17 protein-coding genes are annotated in these 19361 nt (G+C 55.7%); 13 read left to right on the top strand and 4 right to left on the bottom strand.

What is annotated here, in order from left to right:
• Positions 1-70: 70 nt before the first annotated feature.
• Together AC4OVU_RS17575 and AC4OVU_RS17570 are read left to right on the top strand one after the other, a co-directional pair.
• Positions 71-844: a GntR family transcriptional regulator gene (locus tag AC4OVU_RS17575; protein WP_110292286.1), complete on the top strand. Its 774-nt coding sequence runs from the start codon at positions 71-73 to the stop codon at positions 842-844.
• Positions 841-1317 (top strand): GNAT family N-acetyltransferase, encoded by a 477-nt coding sequence (locus AC4OVU_RS17570; protein WP_017382852.1) that lies wholly within the window; start codon positions 841-843, stop codon positions 1315-1317. The genes AC4OVU_RS17575 and AC4OVU_RS17570 overlap by 4 nt, the downstream gene beginning before the upstream one ends.
• On the opposite strand, the gene galR is transcribed toward AC4OVU_RS17570, so the two are convergent.
• Complete coding sequence (gene galR / locus AC4OVU_RS17565) at positions 1272-2294, bottom strand: HTH-type transcriptional regulator GalR (RefSeq protein WP_003862806.1); 1023 nt, start codon at positions 2292-2294, stop codon at positions 1272-1274. The two genes, AC4OVU_RS17570 and galR, sit on opposite strands and share 46 nt — an antisense overlap.
• Positions 2295-2911: 617 nt before the next feature.
• Here galR and aas point away from each other — a divergent pair.
• Both aas and lplT read left to right on the top strand, forming a co-directional pair.
• On the top strand, positions 2912-5071 hold the full coding sequence (gene aas, locus AC4OVU_RS17560; RefSeq protein ID WP_033487605.1) for a bifunctional acyl-ACP--phospholipid O-acyltransferase/long-chain-fatty-acid--ACP ligase: 2160 nt from the start codon (positions 2912-2914) through the stop codon (positions 5069-5071).
• Entirely contained in the window at positions 5064-6257 is a 1194-nt protein-coding gene (lplT, locus tag AC4OVU_RS17555; RefSeq protein ID WP_491928758.1) for a lysophospholipid transporter LplT, read from the top strand. Before aas ends, lplT begins: the two co-directional genes overlap by 8 nt.
• Before the next feature lie 93 nt (positions 6258-6350).
• On the opposite strand, the gene AC4OVU_RS17550 is transcribed toward lplT, so the two are convergent.
• From AC4OVU_RS17550 to mutH, 3 genes are all read right to left on the bottom strand, one after another.
• Complete coding sequence (locus AC4OVU_RS17550; RefSeq protein ID WP_023295360.1) at positions 6351-7391, bottom strand: NADP(H)-dependent aldo-keto reductase; 1041 nt, start codon at positions 7389-7391, stop codon at positions 6351-6353.
• Positions 7392-7523: 132 nt separating this feature from the next.
• On the bottom strand, positions 7524-7742 hold the full coding sequence (locus AC4OVU_RS17545; protein ID WP_003862794.1) for a YgdI/YgdR family lipoprotein: 219 nt from the start codon (positions 7740-7742) through the stop codon (positions 7524-7526).
• Positions 7743-7870: 128 nt separating this feature from the next.
• The gene (mutH, locus tag AC4OVU_RS17540; RefSeq protein ID WP_033487604.1) at positions 7871-8563 is read right to left on the bottom strand and encodes a DNA mismatch repair endonuclease MutH; all 693 of its coding nucleotides are present in this window, start codon (positions 8561-8563) and stop codon (positions 7871-7873) included.
• A 683-nt stretch (positions 8564-9246) separates the two neighbouring features.
• On the opposite strand from mutH, the gene rppH reads away from it, so the two are divergent.
• The 9 genes from rppH (at position 9247) to recC (ending at position 19231) form a co-directional block, all read left to right on the top strand.
• On the top strand, positions 9247-9777 hold the full coding sequence (gene rppH, locus AC4OVU_RS17535) for an RNA pyrophosphohydrolase (protein ID WP_003862791.1): 531 nt from the start codon (positions 9247-9249) through the stop codon (positions 9775-9777).
• 12 nt (positions 9778-9789) lie between these two features.
• Positions 9790-12036, top strand: coding sequence for a phosphoenolpyruvate--protein phosphotransferase (gene ptsP, locus AC4OVU_RS17530; protein WP_015571752.1), 2247 nt, complete (start codon positions 9790-9792; stop codon positions 12034-12036).
• A 228-nt stretch (positions 12037-12264) separates the two neighbouring features.
• Positions 12265-13140: a prolipoprotein diacylglyceryl transferase gene (lgt, locus tag AC4OVU_RS17525; protein WP_003862787.1), complete on the top strand. Its 876-nt coding sequence runs from the start codon at positions 12265-12267 to the stop codon at positions 13138-13140.
• A gap of 6 nt (positions 13141-13146) precedes the next feature.
• The gene (gene thyA, locus AC4OVU_RS17520) at positions 13147-13941 is read left to right on the top strand and encodes a thymidylate synthase (RefSeq protein WP_015571751.1); all 795 of its coding nucleotides are present in this window, start codon (positions 13147-13149) and stop codon (positions 13939-13941) included.
• 184 nt (positions 13942-14125) lie between these two features.
• Complete coding sequence (locus AC4OVU_RS17515) at positions 14126-14590, top strand: prepilin peptidase-dependent protein (RefSeq protein WP_110292288.1); 465 nt, start codon at positions 14126-14128, stop codon at positions 14588-14590.
• Positions 14581-15141 (top strand): prepilin peptidase-dependent protein, encoded by a 561-nt coding sequence (locus tag AC4OVU_RS17510; RefSeq protein WP_015571748.1) that lies wholly within the window; start codon positions 14581-14583, stop codon positions 15139-15141. Before AC4OVU_RS17515 ends, AC4OVU_RS17510 begins: the two co-directional genes overlap by 10 nt.
• A complete protein-coding gene (locus AC4OVU_RS17505; RefSeq protein ID WP_017382846.1) occupies positions 15138-15536 on the top strand; it encodes a DUF2509 family protein in 399 nt (132 codons plus the stop codon). The genes AC4OVU_RS17510 and AC4OVU_RS17505 overlap by 4 nt, the downstream gene beginning before the upstream one ends.
• Positions 15521-15844 (top strand): prepilin-type N-terminal cleavage/methylation domain-containing protein, encoded by a 324-nt coding sequence (locus AC4OVU_RS17500; protein WP_023295356.1) that lies wholly within the window; start codon positions 15521-15523, stop codon positions 15842-15844. Before AC4OVU_RS17505 ends, AC4OVU_RS17500 begins: the two co-directional genes overlap by 16 nt.
• A 12-nt stretch (positions 15845-15856) precedes the next feature.
• Complete coding sequence (recC, locus tag AC4OVU_RS17495; RefSeq protein ID WP_077580450.1) at positions 15857-19231, top strand: exodeoxyribonuclease V subunit gamma; 3375 nt, start codon at positions 15857-15859, stop codon at positions 19229-19231.
• Positions 19232-19361: the final 130 nt, after the last annotated feature.

Raw genomic sequence — 19361 nt, 5'->3', positions numbered from 1 at the left:
GTAAAATAGCGCACAAACTGGCCGGGAGGACGTCCGGCCCGCGCATTAACTGAAAAACACAGGTGAAAACGTGGATAAGGCTGTCATCCTGCCGGAAAAAAAACAGTACCAGGAGATTGGCGAGGATTTACGGGCGCAGATTATCCAGGGGAATTATCCCGTGGGATCGCGTCTGCCGCCGGAGCGCAACATTGCCGAGACGTATGGCGTGAGCCGCACTATCGTGCGCGAGGCGCTGCTGATGCTTGAGCTACAGGGGACGGTGGATATTCGCCAGGGGTCTGGCGTGTACGTGATGCGCATTCCGGAGGAGCATGAAAACGAGGAAGAACGTTTTCTGAACAGTGACGTGGGTCCGTTTGAAATTCTCCAGGCGCGTCAGCTGCTTGAAAGCAACATTGCCGCCTTTGCCGCAAAAATGGCAACGCGGGCGGATATTGACAACCTGCGCCGTATCATCGAGCAGGAGCAACGGGCAATTGCCGCCGACGATCGCAGCCAGGACAACAACAAAATGTTCCACCTGGTGCTGGCGGGGGCCACACAAAACCAGATGCTGCTGGCGACCGTTGAAAGCGTCTGGCATCACATGGACAGCAGCCCGCTGTGGCAGCAGTTTAATGGCCACATCGCCAGCCGCGCCTGGCGGCTGAAATGGCTCGGCGACAGGCAAACCATCCTCGCTGCGCTCCGCCGCCGCGACGTGATGGGGGCGTGGCAGGCGATGTTCCAGCATCTTGAAAACGTCAAAAAGAGCCTGCTTGAGCTGTCAGACGAAGACGCGCCCGATTTTGACGGCTATCTCTTTGAATCGGTCCCCCTTTTCCAGGGGAAGCTGGTGTGAATATACTGCCGCTTCACGCTGCGCCGCAGTTTACACAGCGGGTGATCGACTGGATCTGGAACGCGTTTGGTGAAGGTATGCCGCGTGCCTTTTTCCAGAGCATTGTTGAGCACAGCCTGACGCCGGGCGAGTTACCGCTCACCTTTATTGCCGTTGAGGATGACCAGCTGCTGGGCACCGTTGGGTTGTGGCGTTGCGATTTAATTTCCCGGCAGGATCTCCACCCCTGGCTGGCTGCGCTGTATGTCGATGAAGCCGCCCGGGGAAACGGGCTGGCGGGAAAACTTCAGCAGCATGTTATCGGCTACGCGCGACGCGCCGGGTATCACGAGCTTCATCTCTGGTCTGCCTGCCGCGACTTCTACGAACGTTACGGCTGGCACTACATCGGCGATGCGCTGGAATACCCGGATAAAACCGTCCATCTCTATCGCTGTTCGCTCACGGCTTCCGCGGGCGATACCACCGAGTGACGGCGCACTAAGGTTGGGCTGAACAGGTGGGTAATTTCCGGTGGCGGGCGATGCTCGGCCAGCGCTAACGCCAGTTCTGCCGCCTGCGTTGCCATGGTCACAATCGGGTAGCGCACGGTGGTCAGGCGAGGGCGCACGTAGCGCGACACCAGCACATCATCAAAGCCAATCAGCGAAATTTCTGCCGGGACGTCAATCCCGTTATCATTCAGCACGCCCATTGCGCCGGCGGCCATGGAGTCGTTATAGCTGGCCACGGCGGTGAAATTCCGCCCGCGGCCCAGCAGCTCCGTCATCGCCTGCTCGCCGCCACTCTCATCCGGTTCTCCGTACGCCACAAGACGATCGTTGCACGGCAGACCGGCTTCGCGCAGCGCGTCGTAATAGCCCTGAAGGCGATCTTCCGCATCGGAAATTGGATGGTTGGAGCACAGATAACCAATTCGGGTATGGCCCTGCTGGATCAGATGACGGGTTGCGAGCCATGCGCCGTAACGGTCGTCGAGCGCCACGCAGCGGGTTTCAAAACCGGGAATAATACGGTTGATAATCACCATCCCCGGCATCTGTTTCATCAGATGGATCAGCTCGGCGTCGGGGATCATTTTTGCATGGACCACCAGCGCCGCACAGCGATGACGGATCAGCTGCTCAATGGCCTGGCGCTCTTTCTGTTCATTGTGGTAGCCATTACCAATCAGCAGGAAATTTCCGGTGTGATAAGAGACTTGTTCTACGGCTTTGACCATCGCACCGAAAAACGGATCGGATACATCTCCGACCACCAGCCCGATGGTTTCTGTCGACTGCTGGGCAAGGGCGCGCGCGTTGGCGTTAGGGTGATAATTCAGGTTTTCCATGGCGTCCTGCACGGCCTGGCGCGATGCATCACTCGCTTTAGGGGAGTTGTTGATCACGCGGGAGACGGTCGCGACGGAAACACCGGCCAGACGAGCCACATCCTTAATTGTCGCCATTCAATACCTTCTTATAGGGGTAAGCGTTTACACACTAACTAGTGTTGCGGAAAAGCAGCGCGCATTCAAGGGGAGCGGGTGGGCGTCCTCTGCAAACGTGAAGCAGAACATCCCTCGCGGTGTAATCGTTACACGGCCAGTCATGTCTGAATAATGTCAATCTGAACCTTTAGTTACACTTTGCCTCAGGCTGTTGCGATTGTCCGTTAGCAACGATGCGTAGTGAATTGCTAGAGTCGAGATCCCAGAGGTATTGATAGGTGGAATCAACTTCGGTTGATTAACACGATTTACACCAACCTGCGTTTTACGCAGGTTTTTTTTTGCCTGTAAGTTCAACCTGTAACAACAAAAGAGAATATTCACACCTGGTTGCACTTCGGCTCATTCCCTTGCGTTTTCCCGCTGGCGAAGCCTGTCGCCGGAGGCCACAATCAAGATCCCAGAGGTATTGATTGGTGAGAATTCCTGGTACGTTTTCGTACTCTTCTCTTGCACCAACCTGCGCGGATGCGCAGGTTTTTTTTCGCCTCTGTTTTTGCTATCGCTCCCTCACTACTTCTCGTGTAATCTGCCACCATTTATACCTTTTACACTGGCTGGCAAAGGGAGTTGAAATGCTTTTTGGGTTCTTCCGCACACTGTTTCGTGTCCTGTTTCGCATCCGCGTGACTGGCGATACGCAGGCACTCTATGGCGAGCGAGTGCTTATCACACCGAATCACGTCTCTTTTCTTGATGGCGTATTGCTGGCGCTGTTTTTGCCCGTACGGCCCGTCTTCGCGGTGTACAGCTCCATCAGTGAAAAATGGTACATGCGCTGGCTCAAACCGCTGATTGATTTTGTCCCGCTCGACCCAACCAAACCGATGATGATTAAACATCTGGTGCGTCTGGTTGGGCAGGGGCGCCCGGTGGTTATCTTCCCGGAAGGGCGTATTTCAGTGACGGGCTCCCTGATGAAAATTTACGACGGGGCCGGTTTTGTCGCGGCGAAGTCTCAGGCCACCGTCGTGCCGCTACGCATCGACGGGGCTGAGCTGACCTTTTTCAGCCGTCTGAAAGGGCTGGTGAAGCAGCGTCTGTTCCCGAAAATTACCCTGCATATATTACCGCCGACGTCACTGCCGATGCCCGAGGCGCCGCGCGCGCGCGACCGCCGTAAAATCGCCGGGGAAATGCTGCACCAGATTATGATGGAAGCGCGCATGGCCGTTCGCCCGCGCGAAACGCTGTATGAATCGTTGCTGTCGGCGCAGTATCGCTACGGTGCGAAGAAAAACTGCATCGAAGACATCAGTTTTACGCCAGATACCTACCGTAAGCTGTTGACCAAAACGCTGTTTGTCGGGCGTATCCTGGAAAAGTACAGTAAACAGGGCGAAAAGATCGGCCTGATGCTGCCAAACGCGGGTATCAGCGCGGCGGTAATCTTTGGTGCCGTCTCCCGGGGCCGCATTCCGGCGATGATGAACTACACGGCGGGCGTGAAAGGGCTCTCCAGCGCGATTACCGCAGCACAAATCAACACCATCTTTACCTCCCGCCAGTTCCTGGATAAAGGCAAGCTGTGGCACCTGCCGGAACAGCTGACGCAGGTGCGCTGGGTGTTTCTGGAAGATCTGAAAGCAGACGTCACGACCGCTGACAAGCTGTGGATTTTCGCGCACCTGCTGATGCCGCGTCTGGCGCAGGTTAAGCAGCAGCCGGAGGATGATGCCATTATCCTCTTTACCTCTGGCTCTGAAGGTAACCCGAAAGGTGTGGTTCACAGCCACAAAAGCATTCTGGCGAACGTCGAACAGATTAAAACTATTGCTGACTTTACCGCCAACGATCGCTTTATGTCAGCGCTGCCGCTGTTCCACTCCTTTGGTCTGACCGTGGGTCTCTTTACGCCGCTGCTGACCGGTGCTGAGGTGTTCCTCTACCCAAGCCCGCTGCACTACCGCATTGTGCCGGAACTGGTTTATGACCGTAACTGCACGGTGCTGTTCGGGACGTCCACCTTCCTCGGTAACTACGCGCGCTTCGCCAACCCGTATGATTTCTTCCGCGTACGCTACGTGGTGGCGGGCGCGGAAAAACTCCAGGACAGCACGCGCCAGATCTGGCAGGACAAGTTTGGCCTGCGCATTCTGGAAGGCTATGGCGTGACGGAGTGCGCGCCGGTGGTCTCCATCAACGTTCCGATGGCGGCAAAACCGGGAACGGTTGGCCGCATTCTGCCGGGGCTGGATGCGCGTCTGCTGGCGGTGCCGGGTATTGAAGACGGCGGACGTCTTCAGCTGAAAGGGCCGAACGTCATGAACGGCTATCTGCGTGTGGAAAACCCGGGCGTGCTTGAGGCGCCGACGGCCGAGAACGTCAATGGCGAGGTTGAAACGGGCTGGTACGACACGGGCGATATCGTGCGCTTCGACGATCAGGGCTTCGTGCAGATCCAGGGACGTGCAAAACGCTTCGCCAAAATCGCCGGGGAGATGGTCTCTCTTGAAATGGTCGAAACGCTGGCGACCGCCGTCTCGGCGGAGAAAATGCATGCGACCGTGGTGAAAAGTGATGCCAGTAAAGGCGAGGCGCTGGTGCTCTTCACGACAGACGGTGAACTGAAGCGTGACGCGCTGCTCAGGTATGCACGCGAACACGGTATCCCCGAGCTGGCGGTCCCCCGCGATATTCGTTACCTCAAACAGTTACCGGTGCTGGGCAGCGGTAAACCCGATTTCGTGACCCTGAAGGGCATGGTTGAAGAGGCAGAACAGCAAAATGCGTGAGTCAGTGCACACTAACACTTCAATCTGGTCGAAAGGCATGATGGCGGTTATCGCCGCCCAGTTTCTTTCCGCGTTCGGCGATAACGCGTTGCTGTTTGCCACGCTGGCATTGCTGAAAGCTGAGTTTTATCCCGACTGGAGCCAGCCGATCCTACAGATGGTGTTTGTGGGTGCTTACATCGTATTTGCGCCGTTTGTCGGCCAGGTGGCGGACAGCTTCCCGAAAGGTCGGGTCATGATGTTTGCCAACAGCCTTAAGCTTCTGGGCGCGGCAAGTATCTGCTTTGGTATCAACCCGTTTGTCGGCTACACGCTGGTGGGCATTGGCGCGGCAGCCTACTCCCCGGCGAAGTACGGTATTCTGGGTGAGCTCACCACCGGTGATAAGCTGGTGAAGGCCAACGGCCTGATGGAGTCCTCCACCATTGCGGCTATTCTGCTGGGTTCGGTGGCGGGTGGCGTACTGGCAGACTGGCATGTGCTCGCCGCGCTTGGCATCTGCGCCCTGATGTACGTTGGCGCGGTGATCGCCAACCTGTTTATCCCCAAACTGGCCGTGGCGCGTCCGGGGCAATCCTGGCGCTTCGGGCCAATGACCGGCAGCTTCTTCAACGCCTGCCGCGTACTGTGGCGTAACGGTGAAACACGCTTCTCGCTGATGGGCACCAGCATGTTCTGGGGGGCCGGCGTTACGCTGCGTTTCCTGCTGGTGCTGTGGGTGCCGGTGGCGCTGGGCATTACTGACAACGCCACGCCGACTTATCTGAATGCCATGGTCGCCGTCGGGATTGTTGTCGGGGCCTGGGCTGCGGCAAAACTGGTGACGCTGGAAACCGTCGCGCGCTGCATGCCTGCGGGGATCCTGATTGGCGTCGGCGTTCTGTTCTTCTCCCTGCAACATGCCCTATTGCCTGCCTATGCCCTGCTGTTGCTGATCGGCATGTTAGGCGGTTTCTTTGTGGTGCCGCTAAACGCGCTGTTGCAGGAGCGCGGCAAGCAGACCGTTGGGGCGGGTAACGCCATTGCGGTGCAAAACCTTGGTGAAAACATGGCGATGTTACTGATGCTGGGGATTTACTCGCTGGCGGTAAAAGCAGGTGCGCCGGTCGTGGCAATCGGGGTAGGATTCGGCGCGCTGTTCGCGCTGGCGATTAGCGGTCTGTGGGTCTGGCAGCGTCGTCGTTGAATTGTGCGGCCTGATGCCCTCACCCCGGCCCTCTCCCACAGGGAGAGGGTGAAAACCCTAAAAACGGCAACGCACGTTGCCGTTTTGCTTTTATTACGGTGCCGGGTAGGTATAAACCTGATGCACCGCTTCAATCTCCGCTAATACCTCTTCACTCAGGTTCAGATGGAAACTCTCAATATTTGTTTTCAACTGATCCATCGTCGTTGCGCCGAGCAGGGTACTCGCCACAAACGGCTGACGACGCACGAAGGCCAGCGCCATCTGCGCCGGATCGAGTCCGTAGCGTTTCGCGATATCCACGTAGGCCGCAACGGCTTTTTGCGTCTGCTCGCCGCTATAGCGGGTGAAGCGGCTGAAAAGCGTGTTACGCGCACCAGCCGGTTTCGCGCCGTTCAGGTATTTGCCCGTCAGGGTACCGAAGCCCAGACAGGAGTAGGCGAGCAGCTCCACCTCTTCGTACTGCGTCACCTCCGCCAGACCCACTTCATAACTGCGGTTCAGCAGGCTGTACGGGTTCTGAATGGTCACGATGCGCGGCAGATCGTGTTTATCGGCCAGATGCAGATAGCGCATCACGCCAAACGCCGTCTCGTTGGAAACGCCGATGTAGCGGATCTTACCCGCCCGCTGGCACTCCGTGAGCGCTTCCAGCGTTTCCAGCAGGGTAACTGCCGGAGCACTTTCGTTCCAGGTGTAGCCAAGCTTACCGAAGCAGTTCGTCGGACGCTGCGGCCAGTGCACCTGATAAAGATCGAGATAGTCGGTTTGCAGGCGCTTGAGGCTGGCATCCAGCGCGGCACGGATATTCTTCCGATCGAGGATCTGGTTAGGGCGGATCCCGGCATCGTTATTACGGGAAGGGCCGCTGACTTTGGAGGCGATGACCAGCTTTTCGCGATTACCGCGTTTCGCCAGCCAGTTGCCGACATACGTTTCAGTAAGACCTTGTGTTTCCGGGCGGGGAGGAACGGGGTACATCTCCGCCACGTCAATCAGGTTAATGCCCTGGCTGACGGCGTAATCGAGTTGTGCATGGGCATCGGCTTCGCTGTTTTGTTCACCAAATGTCATGGTGCCCAACCCCAGTTGGCTAATCTCCAGAGCGCTGTGGGGGATACGGTGATAATGCATAGCCGGTTTCCTTTTTTAGACATACAGACTGCGTCAGGAACCTCCCGACAAAGGAATATAAACATGGCAGAGGGAAGGCAAAAGGGGAAGGAAAAAATCAAAAAGGCCAGCAAGCTACTGACCTTTATCTGTTTAACGCTCGATGATCTGGGAGACTTCGTCGCGATTAATCTGCATTTGATTGCCTTCGCGATCGCGGTAACTCACCAGACCGGTATCGTCGTCGACTTCGGGTTTGCCATCGGTCAGGATCATACGACCATCTTTCGTTGACATGACATAGTCGCTGCTGCAACCCGATACCGCAAACGCTAAACCGACTGCTGAGATAATTACTGCCCATTTTTTCATCGTTCTCATCCTCACCTGGCTCGTATCAAATCATAGTGTAGTAATAACCTGATATTACGACAGGTGAAAGGGGGGAAATCTTAAAAAGGAGGAGATTATGTTAGCCGGAGCGCAAAATTGGTAAAAAACTATGTTTTCAACAGGAAGTGGCGTGCCAGCAGCGCCCCGGTGAAATTCTTTTTAAGATAGAAACCGCGCGGCAGCGTCAGGATCGGTTCGCCCTGTGCGCCTACCGCTTCAGTGAGCGCTTTGCTGTTGGCGGCTTTGGGACGAAGTTGCAGCACTTCGCCATGCCGGGCGGTGATACGCTCAACCTGTCCCAGCACAATCATGTCCATCAGCTCTTCCCAGTCCTGGGAAAGCTGTCTCTCCTCTTCTTCATTCGGGCTCCAGAGCAGCGGGGCGCCAACGCGACGCTCAGCCAGCGGGATCTGCCTGTCGCCCTCAACGGGTACCCACAACACCCGCTTCAGCTTATGCCTGACGTGGCTGGTTTCCCATGTCACTCCGCTGTTACCCGTGAGCGGCGCAACGCAGACAAAGGTGGTTTCCAGCGGCCGCCCCTGGCTATCGATGGGGATCGTCTTCAGTTCCACCCCCAGCGCCGCAAAATCTTGCTCGGGTTTACTGCCCGCGCTTGCGCCCAGCCAGCGTTCCAGCAACACGCCGATCCAGCCCTTATCACGCTTTAGATCGTTAGGTATCGTCAACCCCGCCATCACGGCCAGCTCGCCCAGTGAATAGCCTGCCAGGCGTTGTGCCTGCTGGAGCAACTGGGCTTCACTGACGGGAGGAGAGAGCAGTGGGGCGAGAGATTGCATGCTAACGACCTTTTGATTAAAAAATGAGCTGATATTTTATCCCTTGTGGACAGAGTTTACCTTTTTCTGTGCACCTATTCCATGTGGATGATTTATATCATCTTTTTTAGAATACAATCCGTCCCGCGGCGGCTAAAAAACAGGTTGTGCAATTCTGGTCACTGACAATAAACAGGATCTTACACCATGTTATCCACAGAAAAATGGGATAACTGGGAATAACTGCCACTACTGTTTCAATTTACAGCCTTGACGTGCGATGAAAATCGAATTTTCACACAAATTGTGCCTAACTTATTGGCACAAACTGTGGATAAAACCGACGCTGTTCGATCTTTCATCAGCAGGAGGATCTTTGATGTGATGATCGTCACGTTTATCGCCCTGGATACCCTTAATTTCAATATAATCATATGAATTTAAATGATTTGTTATAAGCGGGGTAAATTGGCGGCTCGTCGGGTTACAAGGTTGTTCATCGGTAATTCCGCACTTCTTCACAACTATATCCACAGAAAAGGTGAATAAAAATGGTCTCTGTCGCCCGCATCTGTTTATAACTCCGCACTAAATTGTGAGTTATTCAAATGTTATTAGGTTGCAGGCCTGTAAGAGAGTGGTTTACCGCCTCCCTGTAGTGTGAAACAATCATTCATATATCAGATTTAGTTTGGGGTAGTCCGGTGATTGATGACGATGGCTACCGCCCAAACGTAGGAATAGTAATTTGTAATCGTCAGGGCCAGGTGATGTGGGCCCGGCGATATGGTCAGCACTCCTGGCAGTTCCCGCAAGGCGGGATCAATCCCGGAGAGTCCCCAGAACAAGCGATGTACCGGGAGCTGTTTGAAGAGGTTGGTTTAAGCCGAAAAGATGTTCGCATCCTGGCTTCGACCCGCAACTGGTTGCGTTACAAGTTACCGAAACGTTTGGTGCGTTGGGACACAAAGCCGGTTTGTATCGGCCAGAAACAGAAGTGGTTTCTTTTGCAGTTGGTGGGCAACGATTCAGATATCAATATGCAAACCAGCAGCACGCCAGAGTTTGATGGCTGGCGCTGGGTAAGCTACTGGTATCCGGTTCGTCAGGTCGTGTCATTTAAGCGCGATGTATATCGTAGGGTGATGAAAGAGTTCGCAAGTGTCGTGATGCAGCTTCAGGAGACGCCTCCGAAGCCACAGAGCGCACCTGCCTGGCGACGTAAAAGAGGTTAAGCTACGCAAATCATGCTCACCCGCTTGCGAGAAATAGTTGAAAAGGTTGCCAGTGCGCCTCGCCTCAACGAGGCGCTGAATATTCTGGTGACGGACATCTGTCTTGCGATGGAAACCGAGGTCTGTTCGGTCTACCTGGCCGACCATGACCGACGTTGCTACTACCTGATGGCAACCCGCGGTTTAAAAAAACCACGGGGACGCACCGTCACGCTCGCGTTTGATGAAGGTATTGTTGGCCTGGTCGGGCGACTGGCGGAGCCAATCAACCTTGCCGATGCGCAAAAACACCCCAGCTTCAAATATATCCCTTCCGTCAAAGAGGAGCGGTTCCGCGCTTTCCTTGGCGTGCCGATTATTCAGCGTCGTCAACTGCTTGGCGTGCTTGTTGTCCAGCAACGAGAGTTGCGGCAGTACGACGAAAGCGAGGAGTCTTTCCTCGTCACGCTGGCAACGCAGATGGCTGCGATCCTCTCCCAGTCTCAGCTGGCAGCCCTTTTTGGGCAGTATCGTCATACCCGCATCCGCGCGCTTCCGGCCTCGCCGGGCGTCGCGATTGCCGAAGGCTGGATGGATGCCACGCTCCCGCTGATGGAGCAGGTCTATGAAGCCTCGACGCTGGATGAAGCGCTTGAGCGCGAACGGCTTACCGCTGCGCTGGAAGAGGCGGCAAATGAGTTTCGTCGCTACAGCAAACGCTTTGCCGCTGGCGCGCAAAAAGAGACGGCGGCCATTTTCGACCTCTACTCACACCTGCTTTCCGATGCGCGTTTGCGTCGTGAGTTATTTGCCGAGGTCGATAAAGGTTCGGTGGCAGAGTGGGCGGTTAAAAAGGTCATTGAAAAATTTGCCGAGCAGTTTGCGGTGCTGACTGACGGTTATCTGAAAGAGCGCGCCGGCGATTTACGCGCGCTTGGGCAACGTCTGCTGTTCCACCTTGATGATACTATTCAGGGGGCGAATGCCTGGCCGAGCCGGTTTGTGCTGGTGGCTGATGAACTCTCGGCGACGACGCTGGCGGAATTACCGCAGGACAGGCTGGCGGGCGTGGTGGTGCGCGATGGCGCAGCTAACTCCCATGCCGCCATTATGGTGCGCGCGCTCGGTATTCCGACCGTGATGGGGGCGGATATTCAGCCCTCCGTACTGCACCGCCGTACGCTGGTGGTGGACGGATACCGCGGTGAGTTGCTGGTGGATCCTGAGCCGGTTCTCCTTCAGGAGTACCAGCGTCTTATCAGCGAAGAGAATGAATTAAGCAAGCTGGCGGAAGATGACGTCAACCTGCCCGCGCAGCTCAAGAGCGGTGAGCGGGTGAAGGTGATGCTCAATGCTGGCTTAAGCCCTGAGCATGAAGAGAAGCTCGGCAGCCGCATCGATGGCATCGGCCTCTACCGCACCGAAATACCGTTTATGCTGCAAAGCGGCTTCCCGTCAGAAGAGGAGCAGGTGGCGCAGTATCAGGGCATGTTGCAGATGTTTAACGACAAACCCGTCACGTTGCGCACCCTGGACGTCGGCGCGGATAAGCAACTGCCCTATATGCCCATCAGTGAAGAGAATCCCTGCCTCGGCTGGCGTGGGATCCGCATAACCCTCGATCAGCCGGAAATCTTCCTTATCCAGGTTCGTGCGATGCTGCGTGCCAACGCGGCCACGGGGAATCTCAGCATTTTGCTGCCGATGGTCACCAGTATTGACGAGATCGACGAAGCGCGGCGGTTGATAGAACGTGCAGGGCGCGAAGTGGAAGAGATGATCGGCTATGCGATCCCTAAACCCCGTATTGGCGTGATGCTTGAAGTGCCTTCGATGGTCTTTATGTTGCCGCAGCTGGCGACCCGCGTTGATTTTATCTCCGTTGGCACCAACGACTTAACGCAATACATTCTGGCGGTCGATCGCAACAATACGCGCGTTGCCAGCATCTACGACAGCCTGCATCCGGCGATGCTTCGTGCCCTGGCGATGATCGCCCGCGAAGCCGAGCAGCATAATATCGACCTGCGCCTGTGCGGTGAAATGGCCGGCGATCCGATGTGCGTGGCGATCCTGATTGGTCTCGGTTTCCGTCACCTGTCAATGAACGGACGTTCCGTTGCGCGTGTGAAATACCTGTTACGTCACATCGAACAAGATGAGGCGCGCGAACTGGCTGCGCGTAGCCTGGAAGCACAGCTGGCAGCCGAAGTGCGCCATCAGGTGGCTGCGTTTATGGAGCGACGCGGCATGGGCGGTTTGATCCGGGGCGGCCGCTGATCCCCACAAAATAATGACGGCTCCGACGACCCCCTCTCCCTTGAGGGAGAGGGATGGGGTGAGGGGGAACAGCGCGCATGAAACCCTATACACATCTTTTACATCTCAGGCGCATCCTCCACGCCTGCCTTATGCTATGATTCGCAACTTTGGAGCACCTGCCAACGGCGGGAATGCAATTCACCCGCTGTCCACTTTCAGCGGAATAACAACATCTTGTGGTGACAGATGAACAGTGGTTATCTGCATTTTCCGGAATTCGATCCGGTTATTTTCTCAATAGGACCTGTAGCGCTGCACTGGTACGGTCTGATGTACCTGGTGGGCTTCGTCTTTGCCATGTGGCTTGCTGGCCGTCGCGCCAGTCGTCCAGGCAGCGGCTGGACGAAGAACGAAGTGGAAAACCTGCTTTATGCCGGCTTCCTCGGCGTGTTCCTGGGCGGTCGCATCGGTTATGTCCTGTTCTATAATTTCCCGGTATTCCTGAACGACCCGCTCTATCTGTTCCGCGTCTGGGACGGCGGCATGTCCTTCCACGGCGGGCTGATTGGTGTGATCCTGGTCATGGTGATCTTCGCCAGGCGCACCAAACGGAACTTCTTCCAGGTGGCTGATTTTATTGCGCCGTTAATCCCGTTCGGGCTGGGCGCAGGGCGTTTGGGCAACTTCATCAACGGTGAACTGTGGGGGCGTGTCGATCCGAGCGTGCCGTTTACCATGCTGTTCCCGGGTTCCCGCGCGGAGGACATCGCGCTGCTGCCTTCGCATCCTGAGTGGCAGTCTATTTTCGATACCTACGGCGTTCTGCCGCGCCATATGTCACAGCTCTATGAGCTGGCGCTGGAAGGCGTGGTGCTGTTCATCATCCTGAATCTGTATATCCGCAAACCGCGCCCAATGGGGGCTGTCTCTGGTCTGTTCCTGATTGGCTACGGCGCGTTTCGTATCATCGTCGAGTTCTTCCGCCAGCCGGATGCGCAGTTTACCGGTGAATGGGTACAGTACATCAGCATGGGGCAGATCCTCTCCATCCCGATGATTGTCGCGGGTGCCATTATGATGATTTGGGCGTATCGTCGTCGTCCACAGCAACAACTTTCCTGAGGAATCATGAAACAGTATCTTGAATTGATGAAAAAAGTGCTCGACGAGGGCACGCCGAAAAACGACCGTACCGGCACCGGTACGCTCTCCATTTTTGGCCACCAGATGCGCTTCAATCTGCAAGAAGGCTTTCCTCTGGTGACAACGAAGCGCTGCCATCTGCGCTCGATCATTCATGAACTGCTCTGGTTCCTGCAAGGCGATACCAACGTTGCTTATCTGCATGAAAACAATGTCTCCATCTGGGACGAGTGGGCAGATGAGAACGGCGACCTGGGGCCGGTCTACGGCAAGCAATGGCGCGCGTGGCCTACCCCGGACGGCCGCCACATTGACCAGATCACGACCGTCATGAACCAGCTGAAAAATGACCCGGACTCGCGCCGTATCATTGTCTCTGCCTGGAACGTGGGGGAACTGGATAAAATGGCGCTGGCGCCTTGCCACGCGTTTTTTCAGTTCTACGTGGCGGACGGCAAGCTCTCCTGCCAGCTCTATCAACGCTCCTGCGACGTGTTCCTCGGCCTGCCGTTTAACATCGCCAGCTACGCGCTGTTGGTGCACATGATGGCGCAGCAGTGCGATCTTGAAGTGGGCGATTTTGTCTGGACGGGCGGTGATACCCACCTCTACAGCAATCATATGGAACAGACGCATCTCCAGCTGACGCGCGAACCGCGTGCATTGCCGAAGCTGGTGATCAAACGTAAACCGGAATCGATCTTCGATTACCGTTTTGATGATTTCGAGATTGAGGGTTACGACCCGCATCCCGGCATTAAAGCTCCTGTCGCCATCTGATACGGCAAATCCTGACACAACCGGTGCTCTTTAGCGCCGGTTTTTTTTCACGCCCGTTTTGTTTTTCGAGCCTGTTTCCAGAGATGATGCAACGCGTTGCAACGGGTGAAAATCTCCGGAAAGCGGCTCGTAAAGTTCTGGTTTGACGCTCGTACCGTTTCTGCTATTCCGCCACACTCCCGCCATGAAAAACGAACAAGGCTTTACGCTTATCGAAACCCTTATCGCCGTTTCGCTGACAGTGATCCTCAGCGCCACAGGGCTCTATGGCTGGGACAGCTGGCAGCAGCGGCAGCGGCTTTGGCAAACTGCCTGCCATGTGCGGGATTACCTGGTGTTTTTGCGCAATGACGCCAACCGTCACAACAGCGAGCACAGGATCGCGCTGTATAACGACGGTGAAAAGAACTGTCTGGCCAGTTCAGCGGTGACCGGTTGTGACAGCGGCGGACCGTTCGTGATGAAGCCGATGTGGCCCGAGGTCACGATAAGCGACATAACCCCTGCGCTGGGATTTTACGGTTTAAGGGATACCGCATGGGCCGGACATATCCGCGTGCAGAGCCGCGCTGGTGGGTGGTGGGTTATTGTCTCAAATGGCGGACGTATCAGGCTGTGTAATGCCGCAGGAGAAGGTGCATGCCAGTAAATCGAAAAGGGTTTTCCCTGCTGGAAGTGCTTATTGCGATGACGATAAGCAGCATTCTGTTACTCAGCACGTCACGTTTTTTACCGGGGCTACAGCGGGGTGTTTTACTGCAATCTGGACAGCAGGAGCTGGAGGATGAGGTCTGGCAACGTCTGTTCGCGATCGGTAAACAGTTTCAGAGGGCAGGATATTGTGCAGGGCATTGCCAGGGGCAGGGGATGATCATCGGCAGGCAAGGACGATGTGCGATTGTGCTATGGGATGCGAACAGCAACGGCCAGTGGGATAGCACCGCGTCAGAAAACGACAGTACGGGATTCCGGCTTGAGTCCGGATCGCTTGAAACGCTGCGGGGCGCCACATCCTGTGACGGTAAGGGATGGGATAAGCTCACCGACCCGGATCGGGTCCTGATAGAGCAATTTATGGTCACTAAAACCGATCATGATGGCTTTGCGCCGGTCATCAGTATCGAGCTGCGTGCCCGCCGCAAAGGTGAACTGGCCGCACCCTTTTCGGCTCGCCATACCGTAACGGGGTTTAATCTGTGAATCGTCAGCGGGGCATGTCATCGCTGGCGCTGGTCCTGCTATTACTGGTGCTCGGCACGCTGATCCTCACCGGATTAAATCAGCAGCTGCAAACCTTTAGCACGCTGGTAAGTGGCGAGAGTTTGTCTGTTCGCCAGCAGGCTGCCGTGCAATCTGCACTGGAGTGGGGGCGCGTTCAGGAATGGGCTTTACAGCCAGAGGTTCAGTGCAAACAGACACAACGTTTGCGGGTCTGTATAAGGCTGTTTGGGGCGCGTGTGTTGCTTATTGCCGGCAATGACAATCTATTGCTATGGCGAGGCGGGGACATCTCGGAGGGGCAGATACGCTTTTCCGCCCACGGCTGGAGTGATTTCTGCCCCCTTAAGGAAAGTACGCTATGTCAGTTACCCTGAGCAGACAAAAAGGATTTAGCATGGTTGAGGTTTTGCTGGCAATGATGTTGCTGGTTGTGGTTGTGATGGCGTTATCCGGCTATCATCGCGCGCTGGCAGCCCGGTATGCGGCGCTTAGCCAGTATCGTCAGCTATGGCATCATGCGTGGAATCAGTCGCAGATCTCAACATTAACGCTCCCGCCGGGCTGGCAGGTCAGTCGGGGGCAGACAACACAGTCCGGATGTGTCAGCATCACGGTCACACTTATTTCTCCTATGGGGCGGCAGGGCGCGTTGACGCGTCTGCATTGCCCGGTTAGCCGCTAGTCGGGAGCGTTTATGCTAAGGGTTTACCACTCAAATCGTCTGGATGTGCTGGAAGCACTGATGGAGTATATCGTTGAGCAAGAGCGTCTTGACGATCCGTTTGAGCCAGAAATGGTGCTGGTGCAGAGCACCGGTATGGCGCAGTGGCTGCAAATGTCCCTCTCGCAGAAATTTGGCATTGCGGCCAACATCGATTTTCCGCTGCCCGCGAGCTTTATCTGGGAGATGTTTGTTCGCGTCCTGCCGGATATTCCTGAGCAGAGCGCCTTCAACAAACAAAGTATGGCCTGGAAACTGATGACGCTGCTGCCGGACATGCTGGCGCATGATGAGTTTGCCATGCTGCGCCACTACCTGAATGACGACACCGACAAGCGTAAACTTTTCCAGCTTGCCTCACGTACTGCCGACCTTTATGACCAGTATCTGGTTTACCGTGCAGAATGGCTGATTCGCTGGGAAGCGGGAGAATTAGTCGATGGGTTACCGGAAGCGCAAATCTGGCAGGCGCCGCTCTGGAAAGCGCTGGTCGAGCATACCGGGAAACTCGGTCAGCCTAAGTGGCACCGTGCTAACCTGTACGATCGCTTTATCTCAATACTTGAGAACAGCGCAGAACGGCCAACCCGTTTGCCGTCACGCGTGTTCATTTGCGGTATCTCCGCGCTGCCGCCTGTCTACCTGAACGCGCTAAAAGCGCTCGGTAAGCACACTGATATCCATATCCTCTTTACCAACCCGTGTCGACACTATTGGGGGGATATTCAGGATCCGCGCTGGCTTTCACGGCTGGTCACCCGCCAGAGAAAGCGCCTCTTTGAAGAGCGCGCCGTGCCGCTGTTTAAAGACAGTGAAAACGCGGCGCAGCTTTTTGATGAAGAGGGGATTCAGAATCTGCCGAACCCGCTGCTTGCCTCGTGGGGCAAGCTCGGACGCGACTATATTTATCTGCTTTCAGATATCACCTCTTCGGGAGAAGGGGATGTGGATGCGTTTGCGGATATTACGCCGGACAGCCTGCTGCACAATATTCAGCTTGATATTCTGGATTTAGAAAACCGTGCCGTTGCCGGGATCACTGCCGAAGAGTTTGCGCGAAGCGATAAGAAGCGAAAACTGGATCCTGACGATCGCAGTATCGCGATCCACGTTTGCCACAGCCCACAGCGTGAAGTTGAAATTCTTCATGACCGCCTGCTGGCCATGTTACAGGACGATCCAACCCTGACACCGCGCGATATCGTGGTGATGGTGGCGGATATCGACAGCTACAGCCCGTTTATTCAGGCGGTATTTGGCAGCGCAACGGGCGACCGCTATCTGCCCTACGCAATCTCTGACCGTCGCGCTCGTCAGTCACACCCGGCGCTACAGGCCTTTATCAGCCTGCTTTCGCTGCCTGATAGCCGGTTTATCTCTGAGGATGTGCTGGCACTGCTGGATGTGCCTGTTCTGGCCGCACGTTTCAACATTAACGAAGAGGGGTTGCGCTATCTGCGCCAGTGGGTCAACGAATCTGGTGTCCGCTGGGGTATCGACGATGATAACGTCCAGGAGTTCGAACTGCCTGCAACCGGGCAGCATACCTGGCAGTTTGGCCTGACGCGCATGCTGCTGGGGTATGCGATGGAGAGCATCCACGGCGAATGGAATGACGTGCTGCCGTACGATGAGTCCAGTGGGTTGATCGCGGAACTGGTTGGTCACTTAGCCTCGCTGCTTATGCAGCTCAACCGCTGGCGCCGTGCGTTGATGCAGCCCCGCCCGCTCGAAGAGTGGCTGCCGATTTGCCGCGAAATGCTGAGTGATTTCTTTCTGCCGGACAGCGAAACTGAAGCCGCCATGGCGCTTATCGAGAAGCAGTGGCAGGCCATCGTTGATGAGGGGGTTAATTCGCACTATCACGAGGCGGTTCCTCTTTCGCTTCTGCGTGATGAGCTGACGCAACGTCTCGATCAGGAGCGCATCAGCCAGCGCTTCCTTGCGGGGCCGGTGAATATTTGTACCCTGATGCCAATGCGTTCAATCCCGTTCAAAGTGGTCTGTCTGCTTGGCATGAACGACGGTATTTATCCGCGTGCGCTTCCACCTCTGGGTTTTGATCTCATGAGCGCACAACCGAAGCGGGGCGACCGCAGCCGCCGCGATGATGACCGTTATCTCTTTCTTGAGGCGCTGATGTCTGCGCAAAGCAGGCTGTATATCAGCTATATCGGTCGTTCAATTCAGGACAACAGCGAGCGTTTCCCGTCTGTGCTGGTGCAGGAGCTGGTGGATTACATCGGACAGAGTCACTATCTGCCGGGCGATGAAGCCTGCAACTGCGACGAAAGCGAACGTCGGGTGATAGCGCATATCACCTGTCACCATAGCCGTATGCCGTTTGATCCTGTCAATTACGTTCCTGATGAACTGCAAAGCTACGCCCGCGAGTGGCTTCCCGCCGCGAAGAAAGCGGGGACGCCGCAAACCGATTTTATTCAGACGCTCGAACCGCGCGTCATAGATACCCTCTCGTTTGAGCAGCTACAGCGTTTTTGGGCGCACCCGGTCCGGGCTTTTTTCCAGCAACGCTTGCAGGTGAATTTCCGCTCTGAAGAGAGCGAAATCCCCGATGCGGAACCGTTTATTCTTGATGGGCTGGAGCGTTTTAAGCTTAATTCCCAGCTTCTGAATGCGCTGGTTGACGAAGAAGACGCCAGTAAACTGTTCCGACGTTACAGGGCGTCGGGATTGCTTCCGTATGGTGCATTCGGCGAAATCGTCTGGGATGCCCAGTGCGAGGAGATGCGAGCGCTTGCTGACCGCGTTATCGCGTGTCGGCAGCCGGCGAGCAGCATTGAAATCGATCTCGATTGTAACGGTATGCACCTCAGCGGCTGGCTCACGCACGTGCAGTCTGACGGGCTGCTGCGCTGGCGGCCATCCATGCTCAGCGTTTCACATGGCCTGCAACTCTGGCTCGAACATCTTGTCTACAGTGCGAGTGGTCACGAAGGTGAAAGCCGGTTGTTTGTACGTAAGGACGGCGAATGGCGTTTCCCGCCGATGGAGCCTGAGCAGGCGTTGACGTATCTGTCGCTTTATATTGAAGGTTACCGTCAGGGCATGAACAAACCTCTGCTTTTGCTGCCTGAAAGTGGGGGGGCGTGGATAAAAGCCTGTTACGACGCGCAGAATGATGCCATGTTAACGGATGAGGCTTCGCTCCAGAAAGCGCGCAGCAAGTTTTTGCAGGCCTACGAAGGGAACATGATGGTACGTGGCGAAGGTGACGATGTCTGGTATCAACGTTTATGGCGAACGCTGGAGCCAGAATATTTCGACATTATCACCCAGGAGGCGCAACGCTACCTGTTACCGTTGTTCAAATTTAATCAGTCCTGAGTGTTGTATAAAAATTGCGCAGCATGAGGTGTTCATTTATGATGCACCTCTTATCACGGACTGATGTACCCAAAGAAAGAGATGCTGGCGTGTCCAGCACGCACGTTGTTAATGATGTAGCCGTGATAAA

This window comes from Enterobacter sp. 6722112 (genome assembly GCF_058661685.1).
Note: the sequence above shows the minus strand (reverse complement) of the source record. Positions and strands in the feature narration are given on the sequence as shown.